This is a genomic window from Acinetobacter sp. RF15B (assembly GCF_007558235.1).
Lineage (GTDB): Bacteria > Pseudomonadota > Gammaproteobacteria > Pseudomonadales > Moraxellaceae > Acinetobacter > Acinetobacter lwoffii_C.
In genome coordinates this window covers 1-26,254 of the sequence record NZ_VLSR01000005.1, presented here as the reverse complement: position 1 = coordinate 26,254, position 26,254 = coordinate 1, and the positions used below count along the sequence as shown (strand labels likewise).

General features: G+C 45.4%; 21 protein-coding genes and 1 rRNA gene. 8 read left to right on the top strand and 14 right to left on the bottom strand.

Features of this window, described 5'->3' with window-relative positions:
• Positions 1-34 precede the first annotated feature (34 nt).
• Positions 35-1,525: a YifB family Mg chelatase-like AAA ATPase gene (locus E2K74_RS05015; RefSeq protein WP_151206617.1), complete on the top strand. Its 1,491-nt coding sequence runs from the start codon at positions 35-37 to the stop codon at positions 1,523-1,525.
• A gap of 52 nt (positions 1,526-1,577) precedes the next feature.
• Here the strand turns inward: E2K74_RS05015 and E2K74_RS05010 are convergent, their stop codons facing one another.
• Positions 1,578-2,306, bottom strand: coding sequence for a TorF family putative porin (locus E2K74_RS05010; RefSeq protein WP_151206616.1), 729 nt, complete (start codon positions 2,304-2,306; stop codon positions 1,578-1,580).
• A gap of 578 nt (positions 2,307-2,884) precedes the next feature.
• Between E2K74_RS05010 and E2K74_RS05005 the strand changes: the two genes are divergently transcribed.
• On the top strand, positions 2,885-4,243 hold the full coding sequence (locus E2K74_RS05005; protein ID WP_151206615.1) for an OprD family outer membrane porin: 1,359 nt from the start codon (positions 2,885-2,887) through the stop codon (positions 4,241-4,243).
• Between the two features lie 97 nt (positions 4,244-4,340).
• On the opposite strand, the gene ppa is transcribed toward E2K74_RS05005, so the two are convergent.
• Both ppa and E2K74_RS04995 read right to left on the bottom strand, forming a co-directional pair.
• The gene (ppa, locus tag E2K74_RS05000) at positions 4,341-4,877 is read right to left on the bottom strand and encodes an inorganic diphosphatase (protein WP_151204156.1); all 537 of its coding nucleotides are present in this window, start codon (positions 4,875-4,877) and stop codon (positions 4,341-4,343) included.
• Positions 4,878-4,997: 120 nt separating this feature from the next.
• Positions 4,998-5,396 carry an MAPEG family protein gene (locus tag E2K74_RS04995; RefSeq protein WP_151206614.1) on the bottom strand — a complete coding sequence of 133 codons (399 nt, stop codon included), beginning with the start codon at positions 5,394-5,396 and terminating at the stop codon, positions 4,998-5,000.
• 99 nt (positions 5,397-5,495) lie between these two features.
• Here E2K74_RS04995 and E2K74_RS04990 point away from each other — a divergent pair, with 99 nt between their 5' ends.
• Positions 5,496-5,876 carry a hypothetical protein gene (locus tag E2K74_RS04990; RefSeq protein WP_151204154.1) on the top strand — a complete coding sequence of 127 codons (381 nt, stop codon included), beginning with the start codon at positions 5,496-5,498 and terminating at the stop codon, positions 5,874-5,876.
• A gap of 60 nt (positions 5,877-5,936) precedes the next feature.
• Here the strand turns inward: E2K74_RS04990 and E2K74_RS04985 are convergent, their stop codons facing one another.
• The 6 genes from E2K74_RS04985 to E2K74_RS04960 form a co-directional block, all read right to left on the bottom strand.
• Positions 5,937-7,613, bottom strand: coding sequence for an AMP-binding protein (locus tag E2K74_RS04985; RefSeq protein ID WP_151204153.1), 1,677 nt, complete (start codon positions 7,611-7,613; stop codon positions 5,937-5,939).
• 150 nt (positions 7,614-7,763) lie between these two features.
• Complete coding sequence (gene parC / locus E2K74_RS04980) at positions 7,764-9,983, bottom strand: DNA topoisomerase IV subunit A (protein ID WP_151206613.1); 2,220 nt, start codon at positions 9,981-9,983, stop codon at positions 7,764-7,766.
• Positions 9,984-10,149: 166 nt separating this feature from the next.
• Positions 10,150-11,469 carry an MFS transporter gene (locus E2K74_RS04975; protein ID WP_151206612.1) on the bottom strand — a complete coding sequence of 440 codons (1,320 nt, stop codon included), beginning with the start codon at positions 11,467-11,469 and terminating at the stop codon, positions 10,150-10,152.
• A 131-nt stretch (positions 11,470-11,600) separates the two neighbouring features.
• The gene (locus tag E2K74_RS04970; RefSeq protein WP_151205032.1) at positions 11,601-12,245 is read right to left on the bottom strand and encodes a trimeric intracellular cation channel family protein; all 645 of its coding nucleotides are present in this window, start codon (positions 12,243-12,245) and stop codon (positions 11,601-11,603) included.
• A gap of 61 nt (positions 12,246-12,306) precedes the next feature.
• Positions 12,307-12,774 carry a YchJ family protein gene (locus E2K74_RS04965; protein ID WP_151206611.1) on the bottom strand — a complete coding sequence of 156 codons (468 nt, stop codon included), beginning with the start codon at positions 12,772-12,774 and terminating at the stop codon, positions 12,307-12,309.
• 74 nt (positions 12,775-12,848) lie between these two features.
• Positions 12,849-14,426 (bottom strand): TerC family protein, encoded by a 1,578-nt coding sequence (locus E2K74_RS04960; protein ID WP_151206610.1) that lies wholly within the window; start codon positions 14,424-14,426, stop codon positions 12,849-12,851.
• 309 nt (positions 14,427-14,735) lie between these two features.
• On the opposite strand from E2K74_RS04960, the gene E2K74_RS04955 reads away from it, so the two are divergent.
• Positions 14,736-15,356 carry a TIGR00730 family Rossman fold protein gene (locus E2K74_RS04955; protein WP_151205035.1) on the top strand — a complete coding sequence of 207 codons (621 nt, stop codon included), beginning with the start codon at positions 14,736-14,738 and terminating at the stop codon, positions 15,354-15,356.
• 71 nt (positions 15,357-15,427) lie between these two features.
• Here E2K74_RS04955 and E2K74_RS04950 read toward each other — a convergent pair whose 3' ends face one another.
• Positions 15,428-16,393: a hypothetical protein gene (locus E2K74_RS04950; protein ID WP_151205036.1), complete on the bottom strand. Its 966-nt coding sequence runs from the start codon at positions 16,391-16,393 to the stop codon at positions 15,428-15,430.
• 492 nt (positions 16,394-16,885) lie between these two features.
• Here E2K74_RS04950 and mdtD point away from each other — a divergent pair, with 492 nt between their 5' ends.
• The 4 genes from mdtD (at position 16,886) to E2K74_RS04930 (ending at position 21,214) form a co-directional block, all read left to right on the top strand.
• Positions 16,886-18,277, top strand: coding sequence for a multidrug transporter subunit MdtD (gene mdtD / locus E2K74_RS04945; protein ID WP_151206609.1), 1,392 nt, complete (start codon positions 16,886-16,888; stop codon positions 18,275-18,277).
• A gap of 50 nt (positions 18,278-18,327) precedes the next feature.
• Positions 18,328-19,113 carry a GH25 family lysozyme gene (locus E2K74_RS04940; protein WP_151205038.1) on the top strand — a complete coding sequence of 262 codons (786 nt, stop codon included), beginning with the start codon at positions 18,328-18,330 and terminating at the stop codon, positions 19,111-19,113.
• Positions 19,114-19,294: 181 nt separating this feature from the next.
• Positions 19,295-20,350, top strand: a complete 1,056-nt coding sequence (dinB, locus tag E2K74_RS04935; protein ID WP_151206608.1) for a DNA polymerase IV — start codon at positions 19,295-19,297, stop codon at positions 20,348-20,350.
• A gap of 510 nt (positions 20,351-20,860) precedes the next feature.
• Positions 20,861-21,214: a RidA family protein gene (locus E2K74_RS04930; protein WP_151205040.1), complete on the top strand. Its 354-nt coding sequence runs from the start codon at positions 20,861-20,863 to the stop codon at positions 21,212-21,214.
• Between the two features lie 79 nt (positions 21,215-21,293).
• On the opposite strand, the gene E2K74_RS04925 is transcribed toward E2K74_RS04930, so the two are convergent.
• The 4 genes from E2K74_RS04925 to rrf all read right to left on the bottom strand — a co-directional run bounded on the left by E2K74_RS04925 (position 21,294) and on the right by rrf (position 26,254).
• A complete protein-coding gene (locus E2K74_RS04925) occupies positions 21,294-21,842 on the bottom strand; it encodes a DUF2726 domain-containing protein (RefSeq protein ID WP_151205042.1) in 549 nt (182 codons plus the stop codon).
• A 398-nt stretch (positions 21,843-22,240) separates the two neighbouring features.
• On the bottom strand, positions 22,241-24,631 hold the full coding sequence (locus E2K74_RS04920) for a YgiQ family radical SAM protein (protein ID WP_151206607.1): 2,391 nt from the start codon (positions 24,629-24,631) through the stop codon (positions 22,241-22,243).
• A 163-nt stretch (positions 24,632-24,794) separates the two neighbouring features.
• Positions 24,795-25,997 carry an MFS transporter gene (locus E2K74_RS04915; RefSeq protein ID WP_151206606.1) on the bottom strand — a complete coding sequence of 401 codons (1,203 nt, stop codon included), beginning with the start codon at positions 25,995-25,997 and terminating at the stop codon, positions 24,795-24,797.
• Between the two features lie 142 nt (positions 25,998-26,139).
• Positions 26,140-26,254 (bottom strand): 5S ribosomal RNA (gene rrf / locus E2K74_RS04910).

Here is a 26,254-nt window from a genome sequence, read left to right as displayed (position 1 = left end):
TTATAAAAATAATGCACCCAATTGGAACAACAATATGTCTTTTGCCAAAATTTATACGCGGGGCTTATTCGGCCTACATGCCCCTTTAATTGAAGTCGAAGTTCATGTCAGTTCCGGCATGCCTTCTCTCACCATTGTAGGCCTACCTGAAGCCGCTGTCAGAGAAAGTAAGGATCGGGTACGTTCAGCCATTCTCAATAGTGGTTTTCAGTTCCCGACCAAACGCCTGACCATTAATCTTGCCCCTGCGGATCTGCCCAAGGATGGTTCACGTCTGGACCTACCGATTGCACTAGGGATTTTAGTGGCTTCGGGCCAGCTTCCGGAAAACTGTACCGATCATCTGGAGTTTATTGGCGAACTGGCACTGGATGGACAATTACGTTCTGTCACGGGCATTTTAAGTATCGCGATTGCCTGTCAGCAGGCACAGCATCAACTGATTTTACCAGGCAGTAATGCTCAGGAAGCCTGTCAGCTGCCCGATATTCAGGTGTTTGCTGCTCATCATCTGAAAGACGTCTGTGAACATCTGGCACAAACCCAACCGCTTCCTCCATTTACCCCTCCCCCTTCCGATCAGCATGTTGCTTATAAATTTGATCTGGCGGATGTGAAAGGCCAGTTAAGACCGCGTCGGGCGCTGGAAATTGCTGCAGCGGGTGGCCATTCCCTTCTGTTCCGTGGGCCGCCCGGTACTGGTAAGACTTTGCTGGCATCACGGTTAGCCAGTATTTTGCCACCACTCAATAGCCAGGAAAATCTTGAAGTGGCCAGTATCTACTCGATTGCCAATACCAGCCATCCGTTTGGACAACGGCCATTTCGTGCTCCTCATCATACTGCTTCTGCGATTGCCTTGGTTGGCGGAGGTTCACATCCTAAACCGGGGGAAATTACCCTGGCACATTTAGGTATACTATTTCTGGATGAATTACCTGAATTTGACCGCAAAGTCTTAGAAGTATTACGCCAACCGCTGGAATCCAAAGAAATCGTGATTTCACGGGCTTCCCGGCAAATCACTTTTCCAGCCAATTTTCAGCTCATTGCAGCGATGAATCCCTGCCCATGTGGCTATGCTTTTCATCAGGACAGTCGCTGCCAATGTTCACCGGACAGTATCAAGCGTTATCAGAACCGGATTTCAGGCCCGCTGCTAGACCGTATTGATCTGCATATTGATGTGCCTCCTTTACAGGCACACGAATTACAAAATACACAAGCCGCGGAAAATTCCGAATCGGTAAGACAGCGGGTTATTGCCGCCTATGAATTACAGATTCAGCGACAAAGTGCCCTGAATATGAGTTTAACTCCTCAGCAACTGGAGCAGTATGCGACTTTGGATCAAACTACCCAAAAGATGCTCGAACTGGCCCAGAAGAAATTAAATCTGTCAGCACGCGGCTATCATCGGGTCTTACGGGTTGCTCGCACTATTGCTGATTTAAATCAAAGTGAAACCATTCAAGGTCAGCACCTGTCAGAAGCGTTATCGTATCGCGGCCAGCATCAGCTCTGAATCAAAAAAGGCGACCGATTGTCGCCTTGATACACCTCTGGCTTTCTGTGCTTTAAAAACTGTAGCCCAGAGTAAATACCACTTTATTCTTCTGTTTTTCATCAAAGCGGTCATAACCGCCCAGTATATAATTCATACTGGCGCTCAGCCCTGTCTTGTCAAACTTTTTACTCAAACCGATGTCAAAATGACGAAAGCCAAAATGTTCAGTCGTACCTTCAAGATCACCTGATTTTTCGTAAGCATACAGCCCCAATGCGGTATCCAGATTGAAATCCTGCGCTAATGGATGGCGATAAGTCGCTTTAACATAGGTATCACCTGCATTGCCCCAGGTCACGTCCTCAAGCAAGGTTTGCACAGTCAGACCGAAGTCTTGATAAGTCAAACCCAATAAACTTTCAACACCATTGGCAGCGCTGGTATCAATATCATAGTAGTAATAATAGGTCAGACCAAGTGTATAGCCCCAGTCTTGCTTCATTGCACGATTGATCCCAAGATAAAGATTATTTTCAAAAGCATTCGGCAAGTTATCGCCATAATCCAGCGTAGAACCCCACCAGCCTGCATACACACCTGAGGCATGCTGATAGTTCAGCCCAGCCTGAAGAGTTGCATTTTTATTTTCAGGTGTATTGGTGATACCGCGCAGGTTATAGCTGGAAAGTATACTGATATTACCGGAAACCCTATGTTCAGCTGACGGTTCTTCCGCCAGACTCCAGCCAGAAACAGCACTGCCTAATCCAACCACTAATGTTTTTAACATGAATTTCATTCTTACCCCCAAACGCCTCAAGACGTACTTATGCTGATGTAGTGGACTCCAGTTAGGCGATGCAAGAGCTATGCCAATCAGCAGGGTAAAAAGCACAGTCGAATCAAATCAGTTTTTAATTTTTTTAATAATAAATGCAGTTTCAAAACGGATAAGAAGCCAGTAAATCCACACATGCTCTTATTCTGCGAAGATTTTTAAATCGTTTTTTTAAAGTCTATTTGGCTTTCAATAGTATTTTTACTGAAGAATAGGCGAACATGGCTGCAGAGTTAAATCTTTATCAATTGTTTACTATTCAAGCAAGTAAAACCTGACATGTAATAACTTTTCAGTCAAAACACGGCCTCATTAAATCGTTTCTCTTATCAACAGCTCGCCAAATTACAACTTAAGTTAATGTTTTTATTAAGTTTTATCTAAAAATTTATGTGGTTTCAACGGCTCTTATATAATTTTCACTAAAGCTTAAAGTTATAAACTTTAGTAGAAAATATTAAATAAAAATGACACTTTTTTAGCTAATCTTATACAATTCCTAAAATTTCCATTCACTTTGTATAAGGCTCTCTCCCCAAATGCAACAGAAAAAAAAATTAGCATTGGCAGTTTTAATTCAATCTGCCCTAGTCTCAACCGCATTTGCCAGTGAGCAAAGCGAATCTAAAGGTTTTGTTGAAGATGCAGAAGGTTCTGTCCTGTTCCGTACGGGTTATTTAACCCGCGATAAAAAAAATAGGGTGGCAGATACCAGTTCATTTGCGCAAACTGCAATTGTTAAACTGGACTCGGGCTTCACGCAAGGAACTGTCGGTTTCGGTGTGGGCATTATCGGAGATGCCTCTTTTAAACTGGGTGAAAACGGACATACTGGAAATGATATGCTCCCTACCCACCCTCAAGCTAATCCGGATGGTACTCAAGATGCTTACGACCACTGGGCTCGTGGCGGCGCATATTTAAAAGCTCGCGTATCGAATACTACAGCAACTTATGGGACTCAAGTTCTGGACTTACCTGTACTTGCAAGCAATACTGCGCGTTTAGTGCCTGAGTACTACACGGGTGTATTGGTAGAAAGTAATGAAATTGAAAATTTAAGCTTAACTGCAGGTAAGTTTACAGAAAACCAGCTTTCAGACCAGATCAATTCTGATGGTGCAGAGCTGGATCGTGCTGTGGTATGGGGGGCGAAGTACCAATTCAATGACAATTTAAATGCGTCTTACTACGGTACAGATATTAAAGATCGCCTGGACCGCCATTATATAAATGCCAATTACACCCAGGCCTTAGCGGATAAAAGCTCCTTAACTTATGAAGTCAGTGGCTATCATACGCAGTGGGATCGTGAAGCCAATGACAAGCTTTATTCATATATAGGCTCAGCAGAAGATAAATATAAAAACTCGATTTGGGCAGTTTCTACTACCTACAATACCGGTCCACATAATGTTATGGTGGCTTACCAACAAAACTTTGGTAATACTGGCTATGACTATGGTTTAGGGACAGGTGTAGGCGATGGCAAACAGAGTATTTACCTGCCTAACTCCTACCTGTCAGACTTCATTGGGAATGATGAAAAATCAGTTCAACTACAGTACACTTTTGATTTTGGTGCTGTAAATGTACCTGGCCTGTCTTGGACCTCTGCTTTTGTTTATGGCTGGGATATTAAAGCCAATAAAGCTGAGCATGCAATTCCAGATGATACAAACTCAGTAGTTATTGCACGCACTCTGACTAACAGTAATGCTCACGAACGCGAATTCTTTAACCAGGTGAAATACACTGTTCAGTCTGGTTTTGCCAAAGATGCAAACTTACGTCTTCGTCATTCTTACTATCGTGCAAGCGATGCCTATGAGACCACTTACATCGGTGATACCAACGAATGGCGTATCTGGTTAGACATTCCTGTGAAACTATTCTAAGTTGCTCGAATCTCAAGCCATAAAAAAACCTGCACATTGTGCAGGTTTTTTAATTTAAGCTTTAAGATTTAAAGACCTAAACTAACAAGAAAATCTATTATTTATTGGCTTCTGCATAAGCTGCAATTGAGTCCAGTACTTCTTGTTTTGCAACATCCGCACCTTCCCAACCGCTCAGTTTTACCCATTTTCCTGGCTCTAAATCTTTATAGTGCTGGAAGAAATGCTCGATCTGGCTAATCAATAGCGGAGGAAGATCGGTATATTCTTGAACATCTTTATAAATTGGAGTCAATTTGTCATGTGGAACTGCAACCAGTTTCGCATCAATACCGCCATCATCTTCCATATTCAATTTACCGACTGGACGGCAACGAATCACAGAGCCTGGCTCAACCGGATGTGGAGTAACAACCAGCACGTCTAATGGGTCGCCATCCAGGGATAATGTATTCGGTACATAACCGTAGTTTGCTGGGTAGAACATTGCTGTACCCATAAAACGGTCAACAAATAACGCGTCAGAATCTTTATCGATTTCATATTTGATCGGTGCTGCATTGGCAGGAATTTCGATAATCACATAGATGTCGTTTGGCGCATCTTTACCTGCTGGGATATTGCTGTAGCTCATAGCGTCACTCTTTAACAAGTTATATCTTTGAAAAAATCGCCACAATTATAACGGTTTTTGCAGATTTTTTTTGGTTTTAGCCGAGGGAACTGCAAATATGTTGACCCATTCCGGATTTAGTTAGACGATCTTGATAATTAATAGCAATAAAGTAATCGGGCACAAGATTGACAGCAGCCAGACGATAGACCTTAAAGTCGCCCAGTTGGCCAAATAGCAGATTCCGTACAACACACGAAACACCAGATAGGCAATGCCGAAAGTCATCACCAGTTTTTGTGAGATGACCATATATTCAGCTAATAAAATTGCAGCAATAAATAAAGGTAAACTTTCAAAGCTGTTTTGCTGGGCAGCATGGGCCCGACTGGCCAGTCCTGTCGCTTTATCTAAAAATGCTCTTGGATTCTGATTGTCTTTGGCACTAAAACCAGCAGATTTTTTGGCGATAAAGGTAAAAACATAAGGTAAAAGGCAGGCGGCCAAAATGAGATAGATAATCCCACTAATGCTGTACATCGTTTTTTCTCTTACAGGCTTTTATCGCTATCATAACATGGCATTTAGTGAATAAATTTTGTTAAATAGGGTGTTTTTATAAATATTGAAGGCTTCACGATGGTTGCACCTGATCAAAATGAAATGTTTGAGGTTCTCGAGAAACAACGTCAACATCAACGTCAAGTGGATCGTGTCTTAAAAATTGTCCTGCCGATTGTGGCTTTTTTACTGACGGTCATTTGTGCCAATATGAATGTCTGGTCTACCCTGTTCACTTTTGTTGTGTTATGGGTTGGCTTTTACGCGGTCGGAATCAAGCGCTTGCCGCTCTGGCATTGGATCATCGCCCTGCTGGTCTATTGTTTGCTGGATAATATTCTCAGCTATGGTGAATTTCACCAGAAAGGCTTTACCCGTCAGTTTGGGGCCATGTTTATTTTTCTGGGAATTGTCGGTGTAGGCCGGCCCTATTTTGATCGCTGGTTAATGAAAAAATAATCCATCAGAAAAAAGCGCCCTGAGGCGCTTTTTTCTTGGATAACTTAAGCCTTGGCTGAGTTAAGCAGTTTTACGTAGATCTTTGCGCAGGATTTTGCCGACGTTGGATTTCGGTAATTCATCCATAAACTCGACATAACGTGGACGCTTATAACCGGTCAGATTCTCTTTAGCATACGCCAAGATTTCTTCAGTCGTTAAAGACGGATCTTTTTTCACCACAAACAGTTTTGGCACTTCACCCGATTTTTCATCAGGCACACCAATAGCAGCCACTTCCAGAACTTTTGGATGTTTGGCAACCACTTCCTCAATTTCTGAAGGATAGACGTTAAAACCGGATACCAGAATCATGTCTTTTTTACGGTCAACAATCTTCACATAACCACGTGAATCCATCACACCTATATCACCAGTGCGGAAATAGCCATTCACCATAACTTTGGCTGTTTCATCTGGACGGTTCCAGTAACCTTTCATCACCTGAGGACCACGGATCGAAATCTCACCCTGCTCCCCGATTGGCACTTCATTGCCGGCATCATCCAGCATGGCTACGTCAGTCGATGGTAATGGAATACCAATCGTGCCGCTAAATTCTTCAGAGGCTGGCGGGTTTGCAGTTGCAACCGGAGACGTCTCCGACAGGCCATATCCTTCAATGATATTGGTACCGGTTACTTTTTTCCATGCTTCTGCGGTTGATGGCAGAACTGCCATACCACCGCCCATAGCCATCTTCAGACGGCTATGATCCAGCTGCTTGAATTCTTCATTATTCACCAGCGCATTAAACAGGGTATTAACTGCCGGGAAGAAAGTTGGCTGGTATTTACGCAATTCTTTCATCACTGCCGGCAGGTCACGCGGGTTTGGAATCAGGACATTCGCCTGACCTTTATACATGCCGTATAGCGCACAAACCATGAAGGCAAAGATATGATAGAGTGGCAACGCACAGAAAATACGGTCATCTGGCTGACCATCCTGCGCACCAAATTTACTCTGGAAAATTCCATCACACTGCAACATGTTGGCCACCAGGTTGCGATGGGTCAGTTCTGCCCCTTTAGACACCCCTGTGGTACCCCCGGTATATTGCAGCACTGCGGTATCATTGAGAGTCAATTCAGGACGTTTATAATTGTTCGGACTGACCTTGTTGATTGCTGTGTTGAACTTCACATGCCCAGGAATATTCCAGGCTGGAATCTGCTTACGTACCGAACGTAACACAAAGTTGACCAGCGTACCTTTTAAGGTACCCAGCATGTCACCCACAGAAGCAACAACCACATGCTTGACTGGAGTCTTACCAATAATGGCCTGATAAATAGATGCAAAATTTTCAATAATTACCAGTACTTCAGAACCTGAGTCATTTAACTGATGTTCAAGTTCACGTGAAGTGTAAAGCGGATTCACATTCACCAGTACCAAACCAGCGCGGAATACCCCGAGTGCCACGACTGGATATTGCAGAACGTTTGGCATCATGACTGCCACACGTGTACCTTTTGCCAGCCCCAAGCTTTGTAGATAAGTTGCAAATTTACGGCTAGCTTCTTCCAGTTCATTGAAAGTCATCACTTTATCCATAAAGATAAAGGCATCACGTGAACCAAATTTCTGAAAGTTACGTTCAAAAATATCTATCAATGAAGTATTTTCTGCTGGTAATTCTACAGTTTCCGGAATCCCTGTTTTTTGGTATTCAGCGAACCAAATTTTTTCCATAATCCCAATCTCTCCAATCATAATCCTTAGAATTTCAACTGTTTTTTTCAATTCCGCCTGTCGTTTTTAGACTTGTATGTGTGCGGCCTTGCATCCATCTTGTCGAATCGTTGCTCATATATAACGTATTTTATAAGATGGATGCTAGTATTATCTTTGAATCAACAGTTTATTTGCTTTTTGATATCCACGCGGTAAAAGGTGTCCTTTTGCTCCCCGCTTGCCTATATACTTTTGCAAATCGTCCCCTTTTAATTTTAATTGCTGCTGTCCTGCAAAGACTTGAAGCATTTCATCCAGATTCAATATTGCCATGGATAAAACCTGATCCTTATCCTCGAGTTGTATCAGTTTATTACCTTTACCCTTGTTCAGTACAGGTAATTCTGACAACTCTACCAGCAGTAAACGGCCGGCAGAACTGAGCAGTGCAAGATAGGCCGCATTGTCAACTGACTGTAGGTTCATGATCTGCGCGCCTTCTGACAAATTCAGGAAAGCTTTGCCAGCTTTGGCATTGGTATCCAGCTGTTTGGCCTGGGTTTTAAAGCCATACCCCTTGCTGCTGATTGCCAGAATTTCAGTTTCATCTTCCGCCACCAAGACCTGCTTGAAACCCACTCCACTTGCCGGAGAAAGTTTTGAACTGAGAGGCTCACCCAGTCCGCGTGCTGAGGGCAGACTGTTGATTGGCAAGGCATAGCTGCGTCCCGTTTCATCCAGCAGATAGACCCGCTGATTGGATTTGCCTTGTGCATGGCTAAGATACTGGTCTCCGGCGCGATAGTTCAGCTTCTCGGCATCGACTTCATGACCTTTGGCACAGCGAATCCAGCCAGCCTCTGACAACACCACCGTCACTGGATCGGCAGGCAACATCTCCGACTCATCAATGGCAGCAGCTTCAGCCCGCTGTACGATCGGCGAACGGCGATCATCCCCGAATTTTTTGGCATCCTCTTTCAGTTCAGAAATGATCAGGGTCTTTAAAGACTCCGGATTGGCCAGCTGTTCACGAATAACTGCAGCTTTGGCTTCCAGTTCTTCCTGTTCACGGCGTAGCTCCATTTCTTCAAGTTTGGCCAGATGGCGCAGTTTAAGCTCAAGAATGGCTTCAGCCTGAATCTCATCTATCTGGAAACGCGCCATCAGTACCGGTTTAGGCTGATCCTCTTCACGAATAATCTGAATCACTTCATCAATATTCAAATAAGCAATGATCAAGCCACCCAGGATATGCAGACGTTTTTCAATCTTGTTCAGATGATATTGTAAACGGCGGGTGACTGTCGTTTTACGGATTTCAATCCATTCCAGTAAAATACGGCGAATCGATTTTACCTGTGGACGGCCATCGGCACCGATCATGTTCATATTGACGCGATAACTGGATTCCAGATCAGTGGTGGCAAATAAATGGCTCATCACCGATTCAGCATCAATACGATTGGAACGTAGCACAATCACCAGACGCGTCGGGTTTTCATGATCCGATTCATCACGCACATCGGTCACCAGCGGCAGTTTTTTTGCCTGCATCTGGTCAGCAATCTGGGTAATGATTTTAGAGCCGGACACCTGATAAGGCAGCTCGGTAATTACGATTTCATTTTTATCAATCGTATACACGGCGCGCATCCGGTAACTGCCACGACCGGTGGTCTGGATTTTAAGCAGTTCTGCTGGCGGGGTGATAATTTCCGCTTTGGTCGGCAGGTCAGGGGCAGGAATATACTCTGCAATTTTGACATCGGTCAGATTCGGATTACGAATTAAAGCGATGGTACCTTTTACCACTTCACGCAGGTTATGCGGCGGAATATCGGTGGCCATCCCGACTGCAATCCCGGTGGTGCCGTTAAGCAAAATATTTGGTACACGTGCAGGCAGATTGACCGGCTCTTTCATTGAACCATCAAAGTTGTCCTGCCAGTCACAAGTGCCCTGCCCCAGCTCGGATAACAGCAGCTCGCTGTATTGTGACAGCTTGGCTTCAGTATAACGCATCGCAGCGAAAGACTTCGGATCATCCGCTGAACCCCAATTACCCTGTCCTTCAATGAACGGATAGCGATAACTAAAAGGCTGAGCCATCAATACCATGGCTTCATAACAGGCTGAATCACCATGCGGATGATATTTCCCCAATACATCGCCCACGGTACGTGCAGACTTTTTCGGCTTGCTGGTCCATTTCAGTCCCAGCTCGCTCATGGCATAGACAATACGGCGCTGAACCGGTTTTAAACCATCACTAATATGGGGTAATGCACGGTCCATGATCACGTACATGGCATAGTTAAGATATGCCTGTTCAGTAAACTCTGCTACGGAACGGTTTTCTGTCGCATGATGCGCAAGGCTTGTCATAACAACCTATAGTCCTAAAATTCGTTTTTGTATCAATTAATGTTTCTTATGCTAAATCGCGGCTGTAAGCTGCACAAGGGCATCAGCCTACACAGCGCGACAAATCGTGTCTTATGGGCTAAAAATATCCATTTTGCAGGGTCTGAGCAACCAGAAATTCGCGCTGCTACAATCCCATGGATTCCAGTGTACGGCCTTTGGTTTCTTCACCGAGGATTAAAATCACCAAAGCCACCAGAATCAACACCCCGGTAAACATGGTAAATACATAACTGAAACCGCTTGGCATGATCATTAAATGGGTTACTGCAAAGGGCGCCACAATACCGCCAAGACGGCCAATTGCCCCGGCCCAGCCTGAACCGAAAGCACGGATATTGGTAGGATACTGCTCTGGTGTATAGGTATAGAGCACTCCCCAGGCACCCAGGTTAAAGAATGACATCAAACAGCCCCAGACCACAATTTCAGTGACACTGCCGGACTGGCCAAAGAAATAAGCTGAAAGTGCACACATGCCGATAAAGCCGGCCAGCGTCAGTTTGCGCCCCAGTTTCTCTACCAGCCAGGCAGCCACCAGATAGCCGGGTAACTGGGCCAGAATCATGATCAGCACATATTCAAAAGACTGCACGATACTATAGCCTTCTTTGACCAGCAGACTCGGTAACCAGGTAAAAATACCGTAATAGGAAAAAATAATCCCGAACCAGATCAGCCAGAGCATCAGGGTCCGGCGGGCAAATATCCCTGACCACAATTGGCTAAAGGAAATATTCTGTTTTTCTGCCACCGGTTTGACCTCAAAGATTTCAATAACCTCGACCCCACATTGCGCTTCAATCTTTCTCACCAGTGCATGTGCTTCATCCAGACGGCCCCGATTGATCAAAAACGGAATGGACTCCGGTACCATTTTCCAGATCACAATCGCATACAGGGCCGGAATTCCACCAACCAGAAATGCGGTATGCCAGTCAAAAGTTGGAATTACGAAATAGGCAATCAGTGCGGCACACAACCAGCCCAGCCCCCAGAAACTTTCCAGCAAGACAATAAACCGGCCACGCACATGCGCCGGAATATATTCACTGACCAAGGTCACGGCCACTGGAAGCTGCCCACCCAGTCCCAATCCCACCACAAAACGGCAGACCAGTAACCAGGTCAAATTAGGAGCAAAGGCACAGGCCGCAGTTGCCAGACTGTAAACCACCAGAGTCCCGGCAAACACGGTTTTACGGCCCCAGCGATCTGCCAGGCCTCCTGAGCAGATCGCCCCAATCGCCATTCCCACAAAACCGATAGAAACCACCCAGCTTTTTTCATCCGCGCTCATCTGCCAGTCTTCTGCCATTTTGGCCAGAATAAAGGAGATTAGTCCGGTGTCCATAGCATCAAACATCCACCCCAGTCCAATCACCACGAGTAAGGTATAGTGAAATTTACCGATTGGTAGGCGTTGCAAGCGGGAAACTAAGTCCATAATCAATCTCTGTGCAGGTGAACGGAAACCACTGTTTTCCCAACAAAAGTAGGAGCGAGTTTATTTTTATACTCTGCATTAAAGCAGAAGCGAGCCGATCCGGCTCGCTACATCAAGAAAAACCGACAAAATCAAGAAGCGTCTTTGGAAGAAGCAGATTGCTCATCATTATCTTTATAAATGAATTTTGGCATTTCCAGTCCAAAATAAATGGCAATCAGGCGCAGGCTAAAACCAAAAATCAGGGTTGAAATGACGGTAACTTCCAGCGACATACCGATATGGGTACAAAGCCAGTAGAAAATGACCGATACAAAGGAAATACTGGCATACAGTTCGCGACGGAACACCAGCGGCACATCATTACATAAAATATCGCGTAAAATACCGCCTGAAACTCCAGTCAATACACCGGCCACGGCGCTGACCACAAAGCCATGTCCCATTTCCAAAGCAATTTGACAGCCAATAATGGTAAAGCCAATCAGTCCCAGAGCATCTAAGATCAGGAAAATATTACGCAGATGACGCATCCATTTGGCAATCAGGATGGTCACAAAGGCCGCACAACAGGTCAGCACCAGATATTCAGGATGTTTCACCCAGGTCAGGGGGTAATGCCCCAACAGCACATCACGGACTGAACCACCGCCAAGTGCCGTAACACAGGCAATCAGCATCACCCCAAACCAATCCATACTGCGCTGACCAGCGGACAATGCCCCGGTCATCGCTTCTGCGGTAATGGCAATAATATAGATTATGAGCAACAACATCGCCCTGCTTCCACCTGAGGCTTTGAGATGGCAGATATTCTAAGCTAAATCACTCGAAAAGTTATAGAAATTGCTCACAACATTGTTTAAGTTTTTTCCCTGAACCACAAATACAGGGCTGCTTCATGGTCAGCCTCTGCTCTAACGTCGGATCTAGAAAATACCAGCGTCCCGCCTGTTTAACAAAATGTGAAACTTCATGATGAACCTGGACCTGTTTGCCATCATGGAAATGGGCCTTAAATTCGACCAGCGCATGGCTTTTATCCAGTTTTTCATTGGCCTGTACAATGTCCAGCTGTAGCCACTGATTCGAGACACTCCAGTCATGAATGGCGGGAATATCCAAAGCCTGCTGTTGCCCTAAAGCAGTCGTAGACTGAATATAGTCAATCTGCTGTCTGGCAAAAGCACTATAGCGGGAACGCATCAGCTGTTCTGCCGTGATAGCCGCTTGCTGTCCTTTATGCAACGGCTCACAACAGCTTTCATATTCACCCAATCCGCAAGGACATCCTGACATGTTCATTTCTCATAAAAAATAGCCCGTTGAAGCGAGCTATTTTATCAAAGTTTCAATTCCAGATTTGCTGCCGAAGCCATTTAATCTGAACTTGGTACCTGAGGAATAATATGCACCTTCTCGATTTTATGGCCATCCATGGTCACCACCTCAAAGATATGACCATCGGCTGTAAATTTCTCGCCATTTTCTGGCAAACGCCCCATATGGAACAGGATATAACCAGATAAAGTCGAATATTCTTCCAGCTCATTCACCAGGTCACGGTCCAGAAGCAGCGAAACATGACGAATATCAATTGAACCTTCAAGTAACAGGCTGCCATCTTCCAGACTTTCTGCCGAGGCTTCCAGTGCATCTTCATCCGGGAATTCACCAGCAATTGCTTCCAGCACATCAATTGGCGTGGCGATCCCTTCAATAGAACCATACTCATTCAGGACCAGTGCCATTTGTAAGGGTGCCTGACGCAGTTGATCCATTACCATTAAAACCTGCACATTTTCATGCACGATGACTGGCTCTCGCAGATGCTTTTTAAAGTCAAGCAGGCCAGTTTCAATATATTCATTCAAGACTTTATGGGTCAGCACCACACCAGCGATATTGTCCAGCTCGCCATGTGCCACGATCAGACGCGAATGGCTCATGTTCAGCAGCTGGTTCTTGATGCTGTCCTCGCTTTCATTCAGATCGATCCATTCCAGTTCAGGACGTGGAGTCATGACCGACTTGACCGGACGCTCGGATAATCCCAATACGCCCTGCACCATCACGCTGTGATAGACGCTGTTTTCGCTATCAAACACCTCATCGGCAAATGCACGGGTCGCCAGCACATCTTCAGGCTCAGGATGGTCTGTATCTTTGGCCGGTTTTCCGCCCAGCATCCGCATCACGGCTGAAGCCGTACGATAACGCAGGTCAGTCGTTGTCACCATTTTTTCCTGGTTACGTCGCATGGTCTGGTTGACAAATTCCACGATAACCGAGAAGCCAATCGCCGCATACAGATAGCCTTTTGGAATATGGAAACCAAAACCTTCGACCACCAGCGAAAAGCCGATCATCATCAGGAAACCCAGACACAGAATGACCACGGTTGGATGTTTATTGACGAAATCCATCAGGGCTTTGGAAGCCCACAACATAATGCCCACCGCGATAATCACTGCAATCATCATAATAGACAGATGATCAACCATGCCGACTGCGGTAATGACACTGTCGAGTGAGAACACGGCATCCAGCACCACAATCTGTACGATGACCATCCAGAAGACTGCATGTACCGGATTTTCTTCTTTCACATGCGGTTTGGATTCAATCCGCTCATGTAACTCCATGGTGCCTTTAAACAGCAGGAACACCCCACCAAATAGCAAGATCAGGTCACGCCCTGAAAATGGATGTTCCAGAATATGGAACAGCGGTTCGGTTAAAGTCACCACCCAGGCAATTGAAGCCAGCAGCACCAGACGCATTAACAAGGCCAGCATCAAGCCGACGATGCGGGCGGTATTTCGTTGCTCTGGCGGCAATTTTTCCGCCAGAATGGCAATAAAAACGAGGTTATCAATCCCGAGAACAATCTCAAGAACAACCAGGGTGAGCAAGCCTACCCACGCAGACGGGTCTGACATCCATTCAAAAATCATGGGTGAACCTCCTGAAGATCAGTGAGTCCCTGTGTGCTGATGCCAGACTGCGGTTCAGCTTGATTATTCTGTGTTGTGTTATGGCGATGAATCTGCTTAAAGCGCCAACTTCGACTACCCATGTAAGTTCTATTGTTGTGAAACAGATTTTCAGTATAGCAAGATCAATCTGAATTTCATCAGTTTTCATGCAAGCTACACAGATTCGGAGCGAATCACGCCCAGATCAACGAGCGACTGATGGAATTGTCATATTTTTTTATTAAGTTGCAGCCGCCAGAGAAAAAAATGATAAGGTGAAGAAAATAAATGCAAAGTGTAAAAGAAATGACCGATTATTTTAAAGATAACTCCCCCAAAACAACGCGTCCTTTGGTCGCCCTTTATTGTGGTTCTCGTGCCGGAAATAAACCTATTTATCAGGAAAAAGCCATTCAGCTCACCCAAGGGCTGGCCGAACACGGTTTTGGCCTGGTATATGGCGGTGCCAGTATTGGTCTAATGGGCCAAGTGGCTGACACCATGATTCAGCATGGCGGAGAGGCAGTGGGAGTCATTCCCGAATTCATGCTGGATTATGAGATTGCCCATCATCAGCTGACCGAACTGCATATTGTGACCAGCATGCACCAGCGCAAAGCCCTTATGGCAGAACGTGCTTGTGCTTTTGTGGCCTTACCCGGCGGTCTGGGCACGTTTGAAGAAATTCTGGAAATTGCCACCTGGGGCCAGCTCAACCAGCACCAGAAACCGATGATGTTGTATAACGTGAATGGTTTTTATGATCCGCTGATTGCCCAGCTTGATCTTGCAGTACAGGAAGGCTTCTTGCCACCCCAACACCGTGCCAAACTGATTGTGTGTGAACACGCTGACCAGATTTATAACAGCTTGCTGAATCTGGATACGCCAAAACGCTTTGTTGGCTAAGTCTTCCCGCATCAAAAAGCGGGCCTGATGCCCGCTTTTTGATGCCTATATTTTTACAATTTTCAAACCGCTTAACCCGAAATCAGATTATAGAACCACGGCAAGGTCGTCGCCAGAAATATACTGATTGCCAGACCTAACATCAGTTTCATGGCATCTTTGCTCACATTGCGGGAAGTACGGTGCTTGTTGACTTCATTAATTAGCATCGACATGGCAAATTCACGACCGGCCAGCAGTCCCAGGAATACCCAGGTAGTACTCATTGGGATATTGCTCCACTCTTTAAACACCAGCAGAATAAGCGCATACATAAAGTCAATGATGGTGGCAGCACGCACATCGGTCACGCCGGTTTTGGTATCGACAATATTCTGGATGGCGCCACCACGCTGATACAGGATGACACCCAGCAGCAGAACAAAGACAGAAATGGCAAATAGCAGGAATTCAAACGGTACCTGACGCGGTACATACACAAAGATATTGGCCAGATCCTGAATCAGCCACTGGCTCCACAGGAATGCCGTTGACAGCCATTGTAAGGCCACCCACAAACGGGAATGCTGCTGATCACGGGTTTCACTAAAATAAACCGACAGCTTGTTCACCACAAAGCGGTAGATGATGATTGCGGCAAAAAAAGCCACCGCATAGCCCATCATGGACTTGGTCAGCATTGAACCCAGACTGCTTGGGGAGAAAATTGTCAGGACCAGGAATGTGGTACTGACCGGAATACCATATTTGGTCAGGAGAATCAGGAGCAGAGGCGGCACGACATAGAGCCAGGTAATACCACCCTCAGGGAAAGGAATCGTTTCCAGACGCCCATAAGAGGCATCCCCGACACCAGAGCTATACCAGCCGTAGATCAATACCACGACCAAAATAGTGCTGATATAAATCCACAGCAGCCACCAGGGACGGTGGGAGTTTGACGAAATAAAAGTACCCAAGGTTTGGGGTACGTCATTCCCGACAATTGAATAGGCAGCTAAACAAAAGCCAATTACCATTAAAATTTCAATAGTCATAAAAAAAGAAGCCTATATCATCTGTGGACATTCACGAACCTATCGCTAACCCACCATAAAATTGTGACAATACTATGGCATCTTTATGACAGTTTAGTGAAAGCATTTGATTCTTTCAGTAAAAAAGAACCGGTTGTTTTAGCGCCTATTTATACTGGAAATTTAATTCTTATTTTAAGGTGATTGAGATAGCTATGATGTTCAATAAGGACTCATCTGTATAATAACTTCATCCGTTCCGGTTTTACAGGGCTTTTCCATAAACACCTGGCCATGCCGCATACAGCCCACTGTCACTCGATTTTATACTTCAGCTTTATTGGAAACATCAACAATCAGCTCTCTACCGGTCATTCCGCTGCGCACACTGTTTATTTATTGTTTTGTGACCACATCGTGTAAGAAATATTGTCTACTTTCCCACCGCCCTGCACTTTGCTTTACACTATAATTCAATTACATATTTAGACTTAATTGCCCAGAATCAATCGAATGAATGCCACGCCGACTCATCAAGCCCTGCAACCCGAATTCAGACTTTTGGTCTTGCTGGTCTCTATCGGTTTTTTTATGCAGGGTCTGGACACCACCATTATCAATACTGCGTTGCCTGCCATTGCAGCCAACCTGCAGGAAGATCCGCTACGGATGCACAGTGTGGTGGTGGCCTATGTCCTGTCCGTTGCTGCCTGTATCCCGCTGAGTGGCTGGCTGGCTGACCGTTTTGGAGTCAGAAATACATATTTTATAGCGATTATTATCTTCTCTTTGGCCTCACTGGGCTGTGCCTGGTCAGATAACCTGAACGAGTTGCTGGTCTACCGAGTGTTTCAGGGCATCGGTGGTGCCCTACTACTTCCCGTCGGACGACTGGCGATGCTGAAGATTATTCCGCGAACCCAGTTTTTATCAGCCATGAGTCTAATGAGTCTGGCCGGGCTCATTGGCCCCTTGATCGGCCCCACCTTAGGCGGCTGGATGGTTGAATATCTCTCCTGGCACTGGATTTTTCTGATCAACCTCCCTATTGGTTTAATAGGGGTGCTGATTACCTTTAAAGCCATGCCCAATGTAACTGAAGCTGCAGTACAGCCTTTTGATTTTTTTGGTTTTCTCTTACTGCTCATCGCCATGATTGGCCTATGCCTGGGGATTGAGAATTTTGCTAGCCCGCAATATCCGCTCTGGTGGAGTTTGGGGCTGATCGGGGGCAGTTTACTGAGCAGCCTCATGTATGCCTATCATTCGCATACGCATCAAAATGCCCTGTTTCGCAGCAACCTGTTTAAAAACCGGATCTATTCAATTGGCATCCTGGGCAATTTCTTTGCCCGCCTAGGGGGTAATGCAATTCCTTTTTTACTGCCTCTAATGCTGCAGGTGGCTTTTGGCTTTGAACCCTTCATTACAGGCTTGCTGATGATTCCGGTGGTACTGGGGTCTTTGGCCTCCAAACCGATTATCCGCAAAATCATCCAGCGCTTGGGTTATCGCCGGGTTCTGCTGGTCAATACCCTGATGGTGGGTCTGTGTATTGCCAGCTTTGCCCTGACGACGGCAGAGACCCCAATCTGGCTCAGGGCCATTCATTTCTTTATTTTTGGGATTCTGAACTCTCTGCAATTTGTCTCGATGAACACCCTGACCTTAAAGGATTTAAGCCAGCAAGATGCAAGCAGCGGTAACAGTTTCCTGTCAATGATCATGATGCTGTCGATGAGTATCGGGGTCGCACTGGCAGGGACACTGGTGAATATGCTGAGTGCCTATTTTGGCCCCGAGCAGCTAGACAGTGCTTTCCATGTGTCTCTCATCTGTCTGGGTGCCATCAATATTATTGCCGCGTATATTTTTTGGCATATCCCCAAAAACACCTTGGTCTAGGGCACAATATGAGTTCAATATTGGCAGCTCCAGACAGGGCATAATTCAGCATGAAAGCAGCTCCCCCTTCCGCGTTCTGGAAAAAACACTCCGTAATAGCAACTGGGCTGCTGCTGACTTGCGTGCTAGGCACGGGACTCTATGTTTTCTTCCTTAAACAGCCCTCTGCGCATGCGGCGGACTATCCGGTTCATGGTTTTGATGTATCTCATCATCAAAAAGAAATTGACTGGAACCAGATTCCGAAACAGAAGTATCAATTTGTCTATCTAAAATCGACCGAAGGCGGTGATTTTAAAGATAGTCGGTTTCAGCACAACTGGCTCACAGCACGTGAACAAGGCTTTTTGGTGGGGGCTTATCATTTTTACCGGCTCTGCCGGGATGGCGCAATTCAAGCACAGAATTTTATCGACACAGTGCCCTATAAAAGCGATGCACTACCACCTGCGATTGATCTGGAATATGACAGCACGTGTATTCAGCACTATTCCAAAGAGCAGCTGCTCAACCAAATCCAGATCATGCATGACAGGTTAAAAAACCATTATGGCAAGCAGCCAATCTTTTATGTGTCTAAGTCATTTTATAATCTTGTGCTGGCAGGCTCTTTTGCAGAGGTTCCGCTCTGGGTACGCGAATATCAAGGTTTGCCCGACCTAAAGGATCAACCCCACTGGACTTTCTGGCAGCATAGTAGCCAAGGTAAAATTCCCGGTATTCACACCTCGGTGGACCTGAATGTCTTTTATGGTTCAAAACGGGAATGGAATCAATTTTTAGAACAAAATGGTATTCCTCCTCAGAAGCAGTCCGCACCTTTCATCCAGCAATAGCTTTACTCTGCCCGGTTTAGAGTTTAATCTTGCTCACGGTTATACATCCGAAAATTATTCATCTGGCCTAAGATTCTGGAAAAGCTTGGATGGCCACAGAGCGCCCTATTGAGTGGAGCCGCACCTTATTTAGCCATACTTGTTCTTTCCAAGCCGCACAAAGCCACTTAAGATCTTGGATATGCGCAAAATTATTCATATCGATATGGATGCTTTTTATGCCTCGGTCGAGCTGCGTGAACGTCCAGAATTACACCACTTGCCTGTAGTAATCGCTGCACATCATCCCCGGGCGGTGGTGGTGGCTGCCTCCTATCCTGCCCGGGAGTTTGGCCTGCGCTCTGCCATGTCCATGACTCAGGCCCGTAAGCTTTGTCCTCAGGCGATTGTGATTGAGCCAGATTTTGCCAAATATCGTCAGGTATCTGCAGAAATTCATCAGATTTTACAGTCCTACAGCAAAATTATTGAACCCCTCTCTCTAGATGAAGCCTATCTGGATGTGACCGAAAACCTGCAACAGATACCGAGTGCAACTGAAGTTGCCATGCGTATTCGGGCAGATATTTTTCAAAACATAGGACTGACTGCGTCTGCTGGTGTGGCGCCCAATAAGTTTCTAGCCAAAATTGCCTCCGACTGGCACAAACCCAATGGCATTTGTGTGATTAAACCCTCACAAGTACAACGTTTTATTTGGGATCTTCCACTCAAGAAAATTCCGGGGGTCGGCAAGGTCACTCAGGAAAAGCTGAAAAACTTACATCTGAATACTCTGGGCGATTTGCAGCAGGTTGAAGAGACGGTGCTAATTCAGCATTTTGGTAAATATGGACAACGCCTGTTTTTATATGCCCAAGGGATTGATGAGCGGCCGGTAGAAGCAGAACGGGAACGTCAACAAATTTCCAAAGAAATAACTTTTGATGAGGATCTGTATTTATCCGAATGCCAGCCTTATTGGCAGCCCTTAATTGCCCAGCTCTGGTATAGTCTGGACAAAAAGCGGCTCACTGCTCGTGGCGTCACTGTTAAATTAAAAATGAAGAACTTTCAGATCATGCAACACAGCAAGAGCTTCAGGCAGCTGCTGCGTAGTCCGCAAGAACTGGAGCAGGCCTTAACTTTATTGCTGCAAGAGATGCATCTTGATCCCCAGCTCCAGTTCCGGCTGATCGGACTCGGTGTCTATCAGCTTGCCGCCCATGAAATGGAGAGCCAACTCAGCCTGCTTTAAGCCGGTTTTGTACAAGTTTTAGACACTGGTTTAAAAATACCGCAACTTTATTTTCACATTTTGTTTTTTTAGAGTAATCTATCTGCGCAATGCATTATCCATGTATATGCCGAGATGCTGAAAATCACCTTTACTTTCAGCATAATGTCCTGTGATTAGCGTGACGATCAAATCCGAAGATTACAGGGCAACTCTGATATAGCGTATGGAATGCCTCGATAAATCCTCCCCCTCTATTGTTCAAGAACAACCTGCGTGTAAAGCAGCACTCTCCAATTTCATTGGTCTGTAGCCGACTGCTAGGATTTTCTTGCCTACAGCACTGTTGACCACCCACATGTTTCAAGACCCGTTTTTCCACAATACTGGCGGCGGTTTTATCCTATTTATTGCGCATCCTTAGTGATTTGGGCAGACGGTTCATGGCATGATGTAGCGATCTATCTAACGGCAGGTTGTCTACTCACCCGTCTGGTAGCAGCCTTGATACCCAAAACACAGGATTCACTCATGTCTGTTCAACGTTTGCATGTCTCCCAACGCTTTTCTGAGATTGCCATTGCCGGCAATCTGGTTCATCTGGCTGGTCAATTGGCCACAGACCTGAGTTTAGATATTCGAGGTCAAACCCAGCAGACTCTAGATCTCATTGACCAGTTCCTGGCAGAGGCGGGTACTGATAAAAGCCAAATCATGTCCGTGACTATTTACCTTAAAGATATTGAACAAGATTATGCAGCCTTTAATGAAGTCTGGGATGCCTGGGTTGCAGATATTCAGGCCTTGCCTCGTACCTGCGTAGAAGCCAAGCTGTATGATCCACAAGTGTTGGTGGAGCTGACGGTGGTGGCTGTTAAACCCTAAAATATAGAACAGTTAAATCTGGATGGCCTCAAAAAAGCATGCACCCTGCATGCTTTTTCTATTTCTGGCGCTATTCATGCTAACCCACGGCCTTTATCTTGCGTCGTTCCAAATCTGAATAGAGATGATATTTTTTTATATCATTGATGGCAGTATATTTCGGATTTTTTTCAGCCTGCTCCTGCTCTTTCAGGAAGTCATGCCGCAGCTGATAATATTCAGGCACATCTTCATAGCGAATCACCCGATAACCGGCCATATTCAGCAAGGCATCCTGAAAATGCGAATTCTGCGGACGTTTGAGCAGCAATGGATCATCCAGAGCCACTACGGCCATCACCTGATATTGCTGATCCAGAATCACAAAATCTGCAATCAGATTACGGTATTTATGCCGTGTACGGTTAAATTTGGTGGTCAAAAGCGAATCATAAGATACATGAGCCAATATCGTATATTCCGGCAAAACTTCTTTGAGCCGGGTCAAGGTCAATTGCTCGTTTAAATTAAAGATAGCTCGCTGTTTGAGAGCACTATCTTGGGGTTGAGGTCTGTCCCTTACACTCTTCCATGCCGCGAGTACGACACACAAGAGCAAGAAACTCCCAATCATAAGGTAGGTAGTCATGACTCTGTCCCTGCATTTTTATAATCTTTCTTGTTTTATTGTTGTTCAATATATACCCCAGATTTTATGTTGAGCAGTCTTAAACACATACGAATGCAATAAACATACAACTGTTATCAAATTCAAGGGGAAATATAATCCAGTACACCACTGCTCAGACCTCCTGTCCGGACAGGTGTAAATCACTGATTGTGAACTTTAAAGCACTTATACCCGACTGTACAATACTCATTCATCCCATTGTCAGACAATTCCGACAAAGTGTTATTTCTATAGCATTTTTTCTAGCACCCGGATCAATATATAAAAGCGCTTTTCTTACAGTAAGTACTCAAAAACTCTATCATTGACCTATTGAATAAAAAAAGACACCGAAGTGTCTTTTTTATAGAGATGGTTTAAGTACGCGATTTTGACTTAGGGTTGGCTTTCGGTTTTGCAGTTCCGAAAGGTTTTTTGGAATCACCGGTTTCACGTGGTGGCAGGCCGGTATGCTGGGTCAATAGCTGGCCTTTCTTTGGACGCGCGTTAGAATTCTGGTTGCGATGACCATTCGAATTGCTCCGTTTTTGTGAATCCCCTGCAACCGTCGAGTTTTTCTTGCGTGCTGACTGATATTGTCCTTCCGCATTTTGTGGCTGGTAGGCTGGAATCAGATGCTGTTTTGAATTCCCGATCAGGTCGGCCCGTCCCATTTCTTTCAGTGCATCACGCAGTAAAGGCCAGTTGTTTGGATCATGATAACGCAAGAAAGCTTTATGCAGGCGACGACGCTTTTCCCCTTTCACCACGTCGATATCTTCGGTATAACGAGCCACTTTTGCCAGTGGGTTTTTACCGGTGTAATACATCGTGGTGGCTGTGGCCATCGGTGATGGATAGAAGGTCTGTACCTGATCAGCACGGAAACCGTTCTTTTTCAACCAAATTGCCAGGTTCATCATGTCATAATCGGTTGTACCGGGATGCGCCGCGATGAAATAAGGAATCAGATACTGCTCCTTACCTGCTTCTTTACTGAAGCGCTCAAACATCTGTTTAAAACGGTCATAGGTGCCGATGCCCGGTTTCATCATCTTGGATAATGGACCTTTCTCGGTATGCTCTGGTGCAATCTTCAGATACCCACCGACATGATGCGTGACCAGCTCTCTGACATATTCCGGATTCAGTACCGCAAGGTCATAACGCAGACCAGAACCGATCAGAATCTTTTTAATGCCCGGCAAGGCACGTGCTTTACGGTACAGCTGCGTTAATGGTGCATGGTCAGTATGCAGGTTTTGACACACGCCCGGGAATACACATGACGGCTTACGACAATTCTTCTCAATCTCAGGATCTTTACAGGCCAAACGGTACATGTTGGCGGTTGGGCCACCCAAGTCCGAAATAATGCCAGTAAAGCCCGGCGCCGTATCACGAATCTTCTCCACTTCACGCAAAATTGATTCTTCAGAACGGTTCTGAATAATACGACCTTCATGCTCGGTAATTGAACAGAAAGTACAGCCACCAAAACAGCCACGCATGATATTGACCGAAAACTTGATCATATCAAAAGCCGGGAAGCGTGCCTCTCCATAACATGGATGTGGCAGACGTGCATAAGGCAGGTCAAACACATAATCCATCTCTTCGGTGGTCAGTGGAATCGGTGGTGGATTGATCCACACATCACGCTCGCCATGTTTTTGTACCAGCGCACGCGCGTTCCCTGGATTGGTTTCCAAATGCAGAATACGGTTGGCATGTGCATACAGCACCGGGTCATTGGCCACTTCTTCAAAAGAAGGCAAACGAATCACTGCTAATTCACGTGGCGGTAATTTGTGTTTAATCGCTTTAGATGCCGGTTGTAGCTGCACAATTTGCGTATCTGGATCAAGCTGATCCCCTTCACGCACAATCGGGTTGGCTACCACTTCTTTCTGGAAATTCTGATATTGAGTTAAGCTGTTGCCTTTTTCTTTTTCAATTTCACAGCCATCAATATCTTCGCTCATCACATATGGGTTGATGATCGGGTCGACACGACCAATGGTATCGACATCATTCGATGCGATTTCTACAAATTGGGCTTTTGCCGCACGGTTATGTTTATTGATAATAAATGCAGTACCACGAACATCCGTAATCTGATGAATTTTTTCACCTTTGGCCAGACGATGCATGATCTCAATAATCGAACGTTCACCGTTACCATACATCAGTAAGTCTGCTTTAGAGTCCATCAAAATTGAACGACGGACTTTATCTGACCAGTAATCGTAATGCGCGATACGACGCAGCGAACCTTCAATCCCACCTAACAATACTGGCACATCTGGGAAAGCTTCACGACAACGCTGACAATAGACGGTTGCAGCACGGTCCGGGCGTTTATTCGGCTGGTTATCTGGAGAATAGGCATCATCCGAACGGATTTTACGATCCGCCGTATAACGGTTGATCATCGAGTCCATATTACCGGCAGACACCCCCCAGGCAATATTTGGCTTGCCCAGTACACGGAAGGCTTCTACATTGGTCCAATCCGGCTGGGCAATAATCCCCACGCGAAAACCTTGTGCTTCCAGTACCCGTCCAATAATCCCGGTCACAAATGACGGATGATCAATATACGCATCACCGCAGACAAAAATAAAGTCACAACTGTCCCAACCGAGTTGGTCCATTTCCTCGCGTGACATCGGCAAAAAAGGCGCGGGTTCAAAACATGACGCCCAATATTTGTCGTAATCAAACAACGCTTTAGGCGCGGTCTGAGCGGTATAAGCAGTAGACATGGCTAGCAATTCTCGGCTGGCAGATGGAAGATCAGAAAATAGATCAAAGATGAAAGCCGACTATTTTAGCATGAATTCATTTCGGGTTGCTTGATTATAATTTATACAAAAGGCGATCCTATTATATTTGCAGGAATAGGTCATCGCGATGAGCTTAAATCGGCTACTTGGTTGAAAATTCTTTTAAACGAAGAGTCAGTCCTAGTCCGAGCAACAAAAATAAGCCAACAAAAATACTCAAACCATTCCAGCCAAACTGCTCCCACACCCATCCACTAGAGCTGCCCAAAAAACTTGAACCCAGATAATAACAAAACAGATATAAAGATGAGCCTACGGCACGATATTGCAGGGAGAGAACCGAGACCCAGCTACTGGCTGTTGAATGTGCAGCAAAAAATGCAAAAGTAAAAATCAGCAGCCCCATAAATACTGCCATCACGCTATTCCATAGCATTAGCACCAGGCCGAGCAACATCACTATTATCATTCCCAGCAAAACCTGTAAACGACCAAATTTCCGACTCCAAGAAGATGCCTTCGGTGAACTGTAAATACCGGTCAGATAAGTGATGGATATCAATCCAATCCAGGCTTGAGACAGGTGAAATGGGCTTTCTAGCAAACGATAGCTGAGATAATTAAAGATGGAAACAAAGCAGCCCATCAAAATAAAACCCTGTAGAAACAAGATACTGAGTTTCGGATCACGCCAGCTATACTGAAAAGCCGTTTTAAACCGGCGCAACTGTATCGGATACGCTTTGAAGTGGCGGGAATTCGGCAACAGACCAAGGAAAATAAAAGCAATCAGCAGATTAAGCACACCAATGATCAGAATGGCCGACTGCCATGAAATAAAATCTACCAGTACTCCGGCAATCATGCGACCACTCATTCCGCCAATTGCAGTTCCAGAAATATAAAGGCCCATGGCAAAGCCAATATCTTTTTCAGCAATTTCTTCACCAATATAGGTCATTGCCACTGCTGCAACACCACTGACTGCTAGTCCAATCATGATACGTGTACTTAAAAATACCGGCCAGATCGGTAACACAGCACTAAGTAGCAGTAATAGTGAAACAGAAAATAACGACCAGACCATTACTGGTTTACGGCCAAAACGGTCTGAGATGAAGCCAGTGAATAATAGACCGATGGCCAGTGCAATGGTTGAAAATGACAGGGGAAAACTGCTCTGCGCAGGAGAAACCTGAAAATAGTCTGCCAGTATCGGCATCATCGGCTGGATCGCATATAAGGATGAAAATATAGCAAAACCAGCCAGAAATAAAGAAAATAAGACAGCTTTAAAGGTAGTTGAGCCGTATTCGATATGGCTTGAAGATGAATTTAGGGACATATCCGCTCCGTCGATGAGTCTAGTATACGTCATCCTCGCTGTAATCATGACGATGAAGATTGTTGATATTTTCCTTCTTATTTTTTTCATTTTATAAAAAAGAAATCCCCCTGCTTTTTAGCAGGGGGATTTTTGAATAATGAGCTGGCGATGACTTACTCTCACATGGGTAACCCCACACTACCATCAGCGCAAAGAGGTTTCACTTCTGAGTTCGGGAAGGGATCAGGTGGTTCACTCTTGCTATGGTCGCCAGC

Coding starts and splice junctions, on each gene's coding strand:
- E2K74_RS04940 (WP_151205038.1), top strand. CDS start 18,328: ATGAAAGCAGCTCCCCCTTCCGCGTTCTGGAAAAAACACTCCGTAATA.
- E2K74_RS04955 (WP_151205035.1), top strand. CDS start 14,736: ATGCAAAGTGTAAAAGAAATGACCGATTATTTTAAAGATAACTCCCCC.
- mdtD (WP_151206609.1), top strand. CDS start 16,886: ATGAATGCCACGCCGACTCATCAAGCCCTGCAACCCGAATTCAGACTT.
- E2K74_RS04950 (WP_151205036.1), bottom strand. CDS start 16,393: ATGACTATTGAAATTTTAATGGTAATTGGCTTTTGTTTAGCTGCCTAT.
- E2K74_RS04915 (WP_151206606.1), bottom strand. CDS start 25,997: ATGTCCCTAAATTCATCTTCAAGCCATATCGAATACGGCTCAACTACC.
- ppa (WP_151204156.1), bottom strand. CDS start 4,877: ATGAGCTACAGCAATATCCCAGCAGGTAAAGATGCGCCAAACGACATC.
- E2K74_RS04960 (WP_151206610.1), bottom strand. CDS start 14,426: ATGATTTTTGAATGGATGTCAGACCCGTCTGCGTGGGTAGGCTTGCTC.
- E2K74_RS04970 (WP_151205032.1), bottom strand. CDS start 12,245: ATGTTGTTGCTCATAATCTATATTATTGCCATTACCGCAGAAGCGATG.
- E2K74_RS04925 (WP_151205042.1), bottom strand. CDS start 21,842: ATGACTACCTACCTTATGATTGGGAGTTTCTTGCTCTTGTGTGTCGTA.
- dinB (WP_151206608.1), top strand. CDS start 19,295: ATGCGCAAAATTATTCATATCGATATGGATGCTTTTTATGCCTCGGTC.
- E2K74_RS05005 (WP_151206615.1), top strand. CDS start 2,885: ATGCAACAGAAAAAAAAATTAGCATTGGCAGTTTTAATTCAATCTGCC.
- E2K74_RS05015 (WP_151206617.1), top strand. CDS start 35: ATGTCTTTTGCCAAAATTTATACGCGGGGCTTATTCGGCCTACATGCC.
- E2K74_RS04975 (WP_151206612.1), bottom strand. CDS start 11,469: ATGGACTTAGTTTCCCGCTTGCAACGCCTACCAATCGGTAAATTTCAC.
- E2K74_RS04920 (WP_151206607.1), bottom strand. CDS start 24,631: ATGTCTACTGCTTATACCGCTCAGACCGCGCCTAAAGCGTTGTTTGAT.
- E2K74_RS04930 (WP_151205040.1), top strand. CDS start 20,861: ATGTCTGTTCAACGTTTGCATGTCTCCCAACGCTTTTCTGAGATTGCC.
- E2K74_RS04995 (WP_151206614.1), bottom strand. CDS start 5,396: ATGTACAGCATTAGTGGGATTATCTATCTCATTTTGGCCGCCTGCCTT.
- parC (WP_151206613.1), bottom strand. CDS start 9,983: ATGACAAGCCTTGCGCATCATGCGACAGAAAACCGTTCCGTAGCAGAG.
- E2K74_RS04990 (WP_151204154.1), top strand. CDS start 5,496: ATGGTTGCACCTGATCAAAATGAAATGTTTGAGGTTCTCGAGAAACAA.
- E2K74_RS05010 (WP_151206616.1), bottom strand. CDS start 2,306: ATGAAATTCATGTTAAAAACATTAGTGGTTGGATTAGGCAGTGCTGTT.
- E2K74_RS04985 (WP_151204153.1), bottom strand. CDS start 7,613: ATGGAAAAAATTTGGTTCGCTGAATACCAAAAAACAGGGATTCCGGAA.
- E2K74_RS04965 (WP_151206611.1), bottom strand. CDS start 12,774: ATGAACATGTCAGGATGTCCTTGCGGATTGGGTGAATATGAAAGCTGT.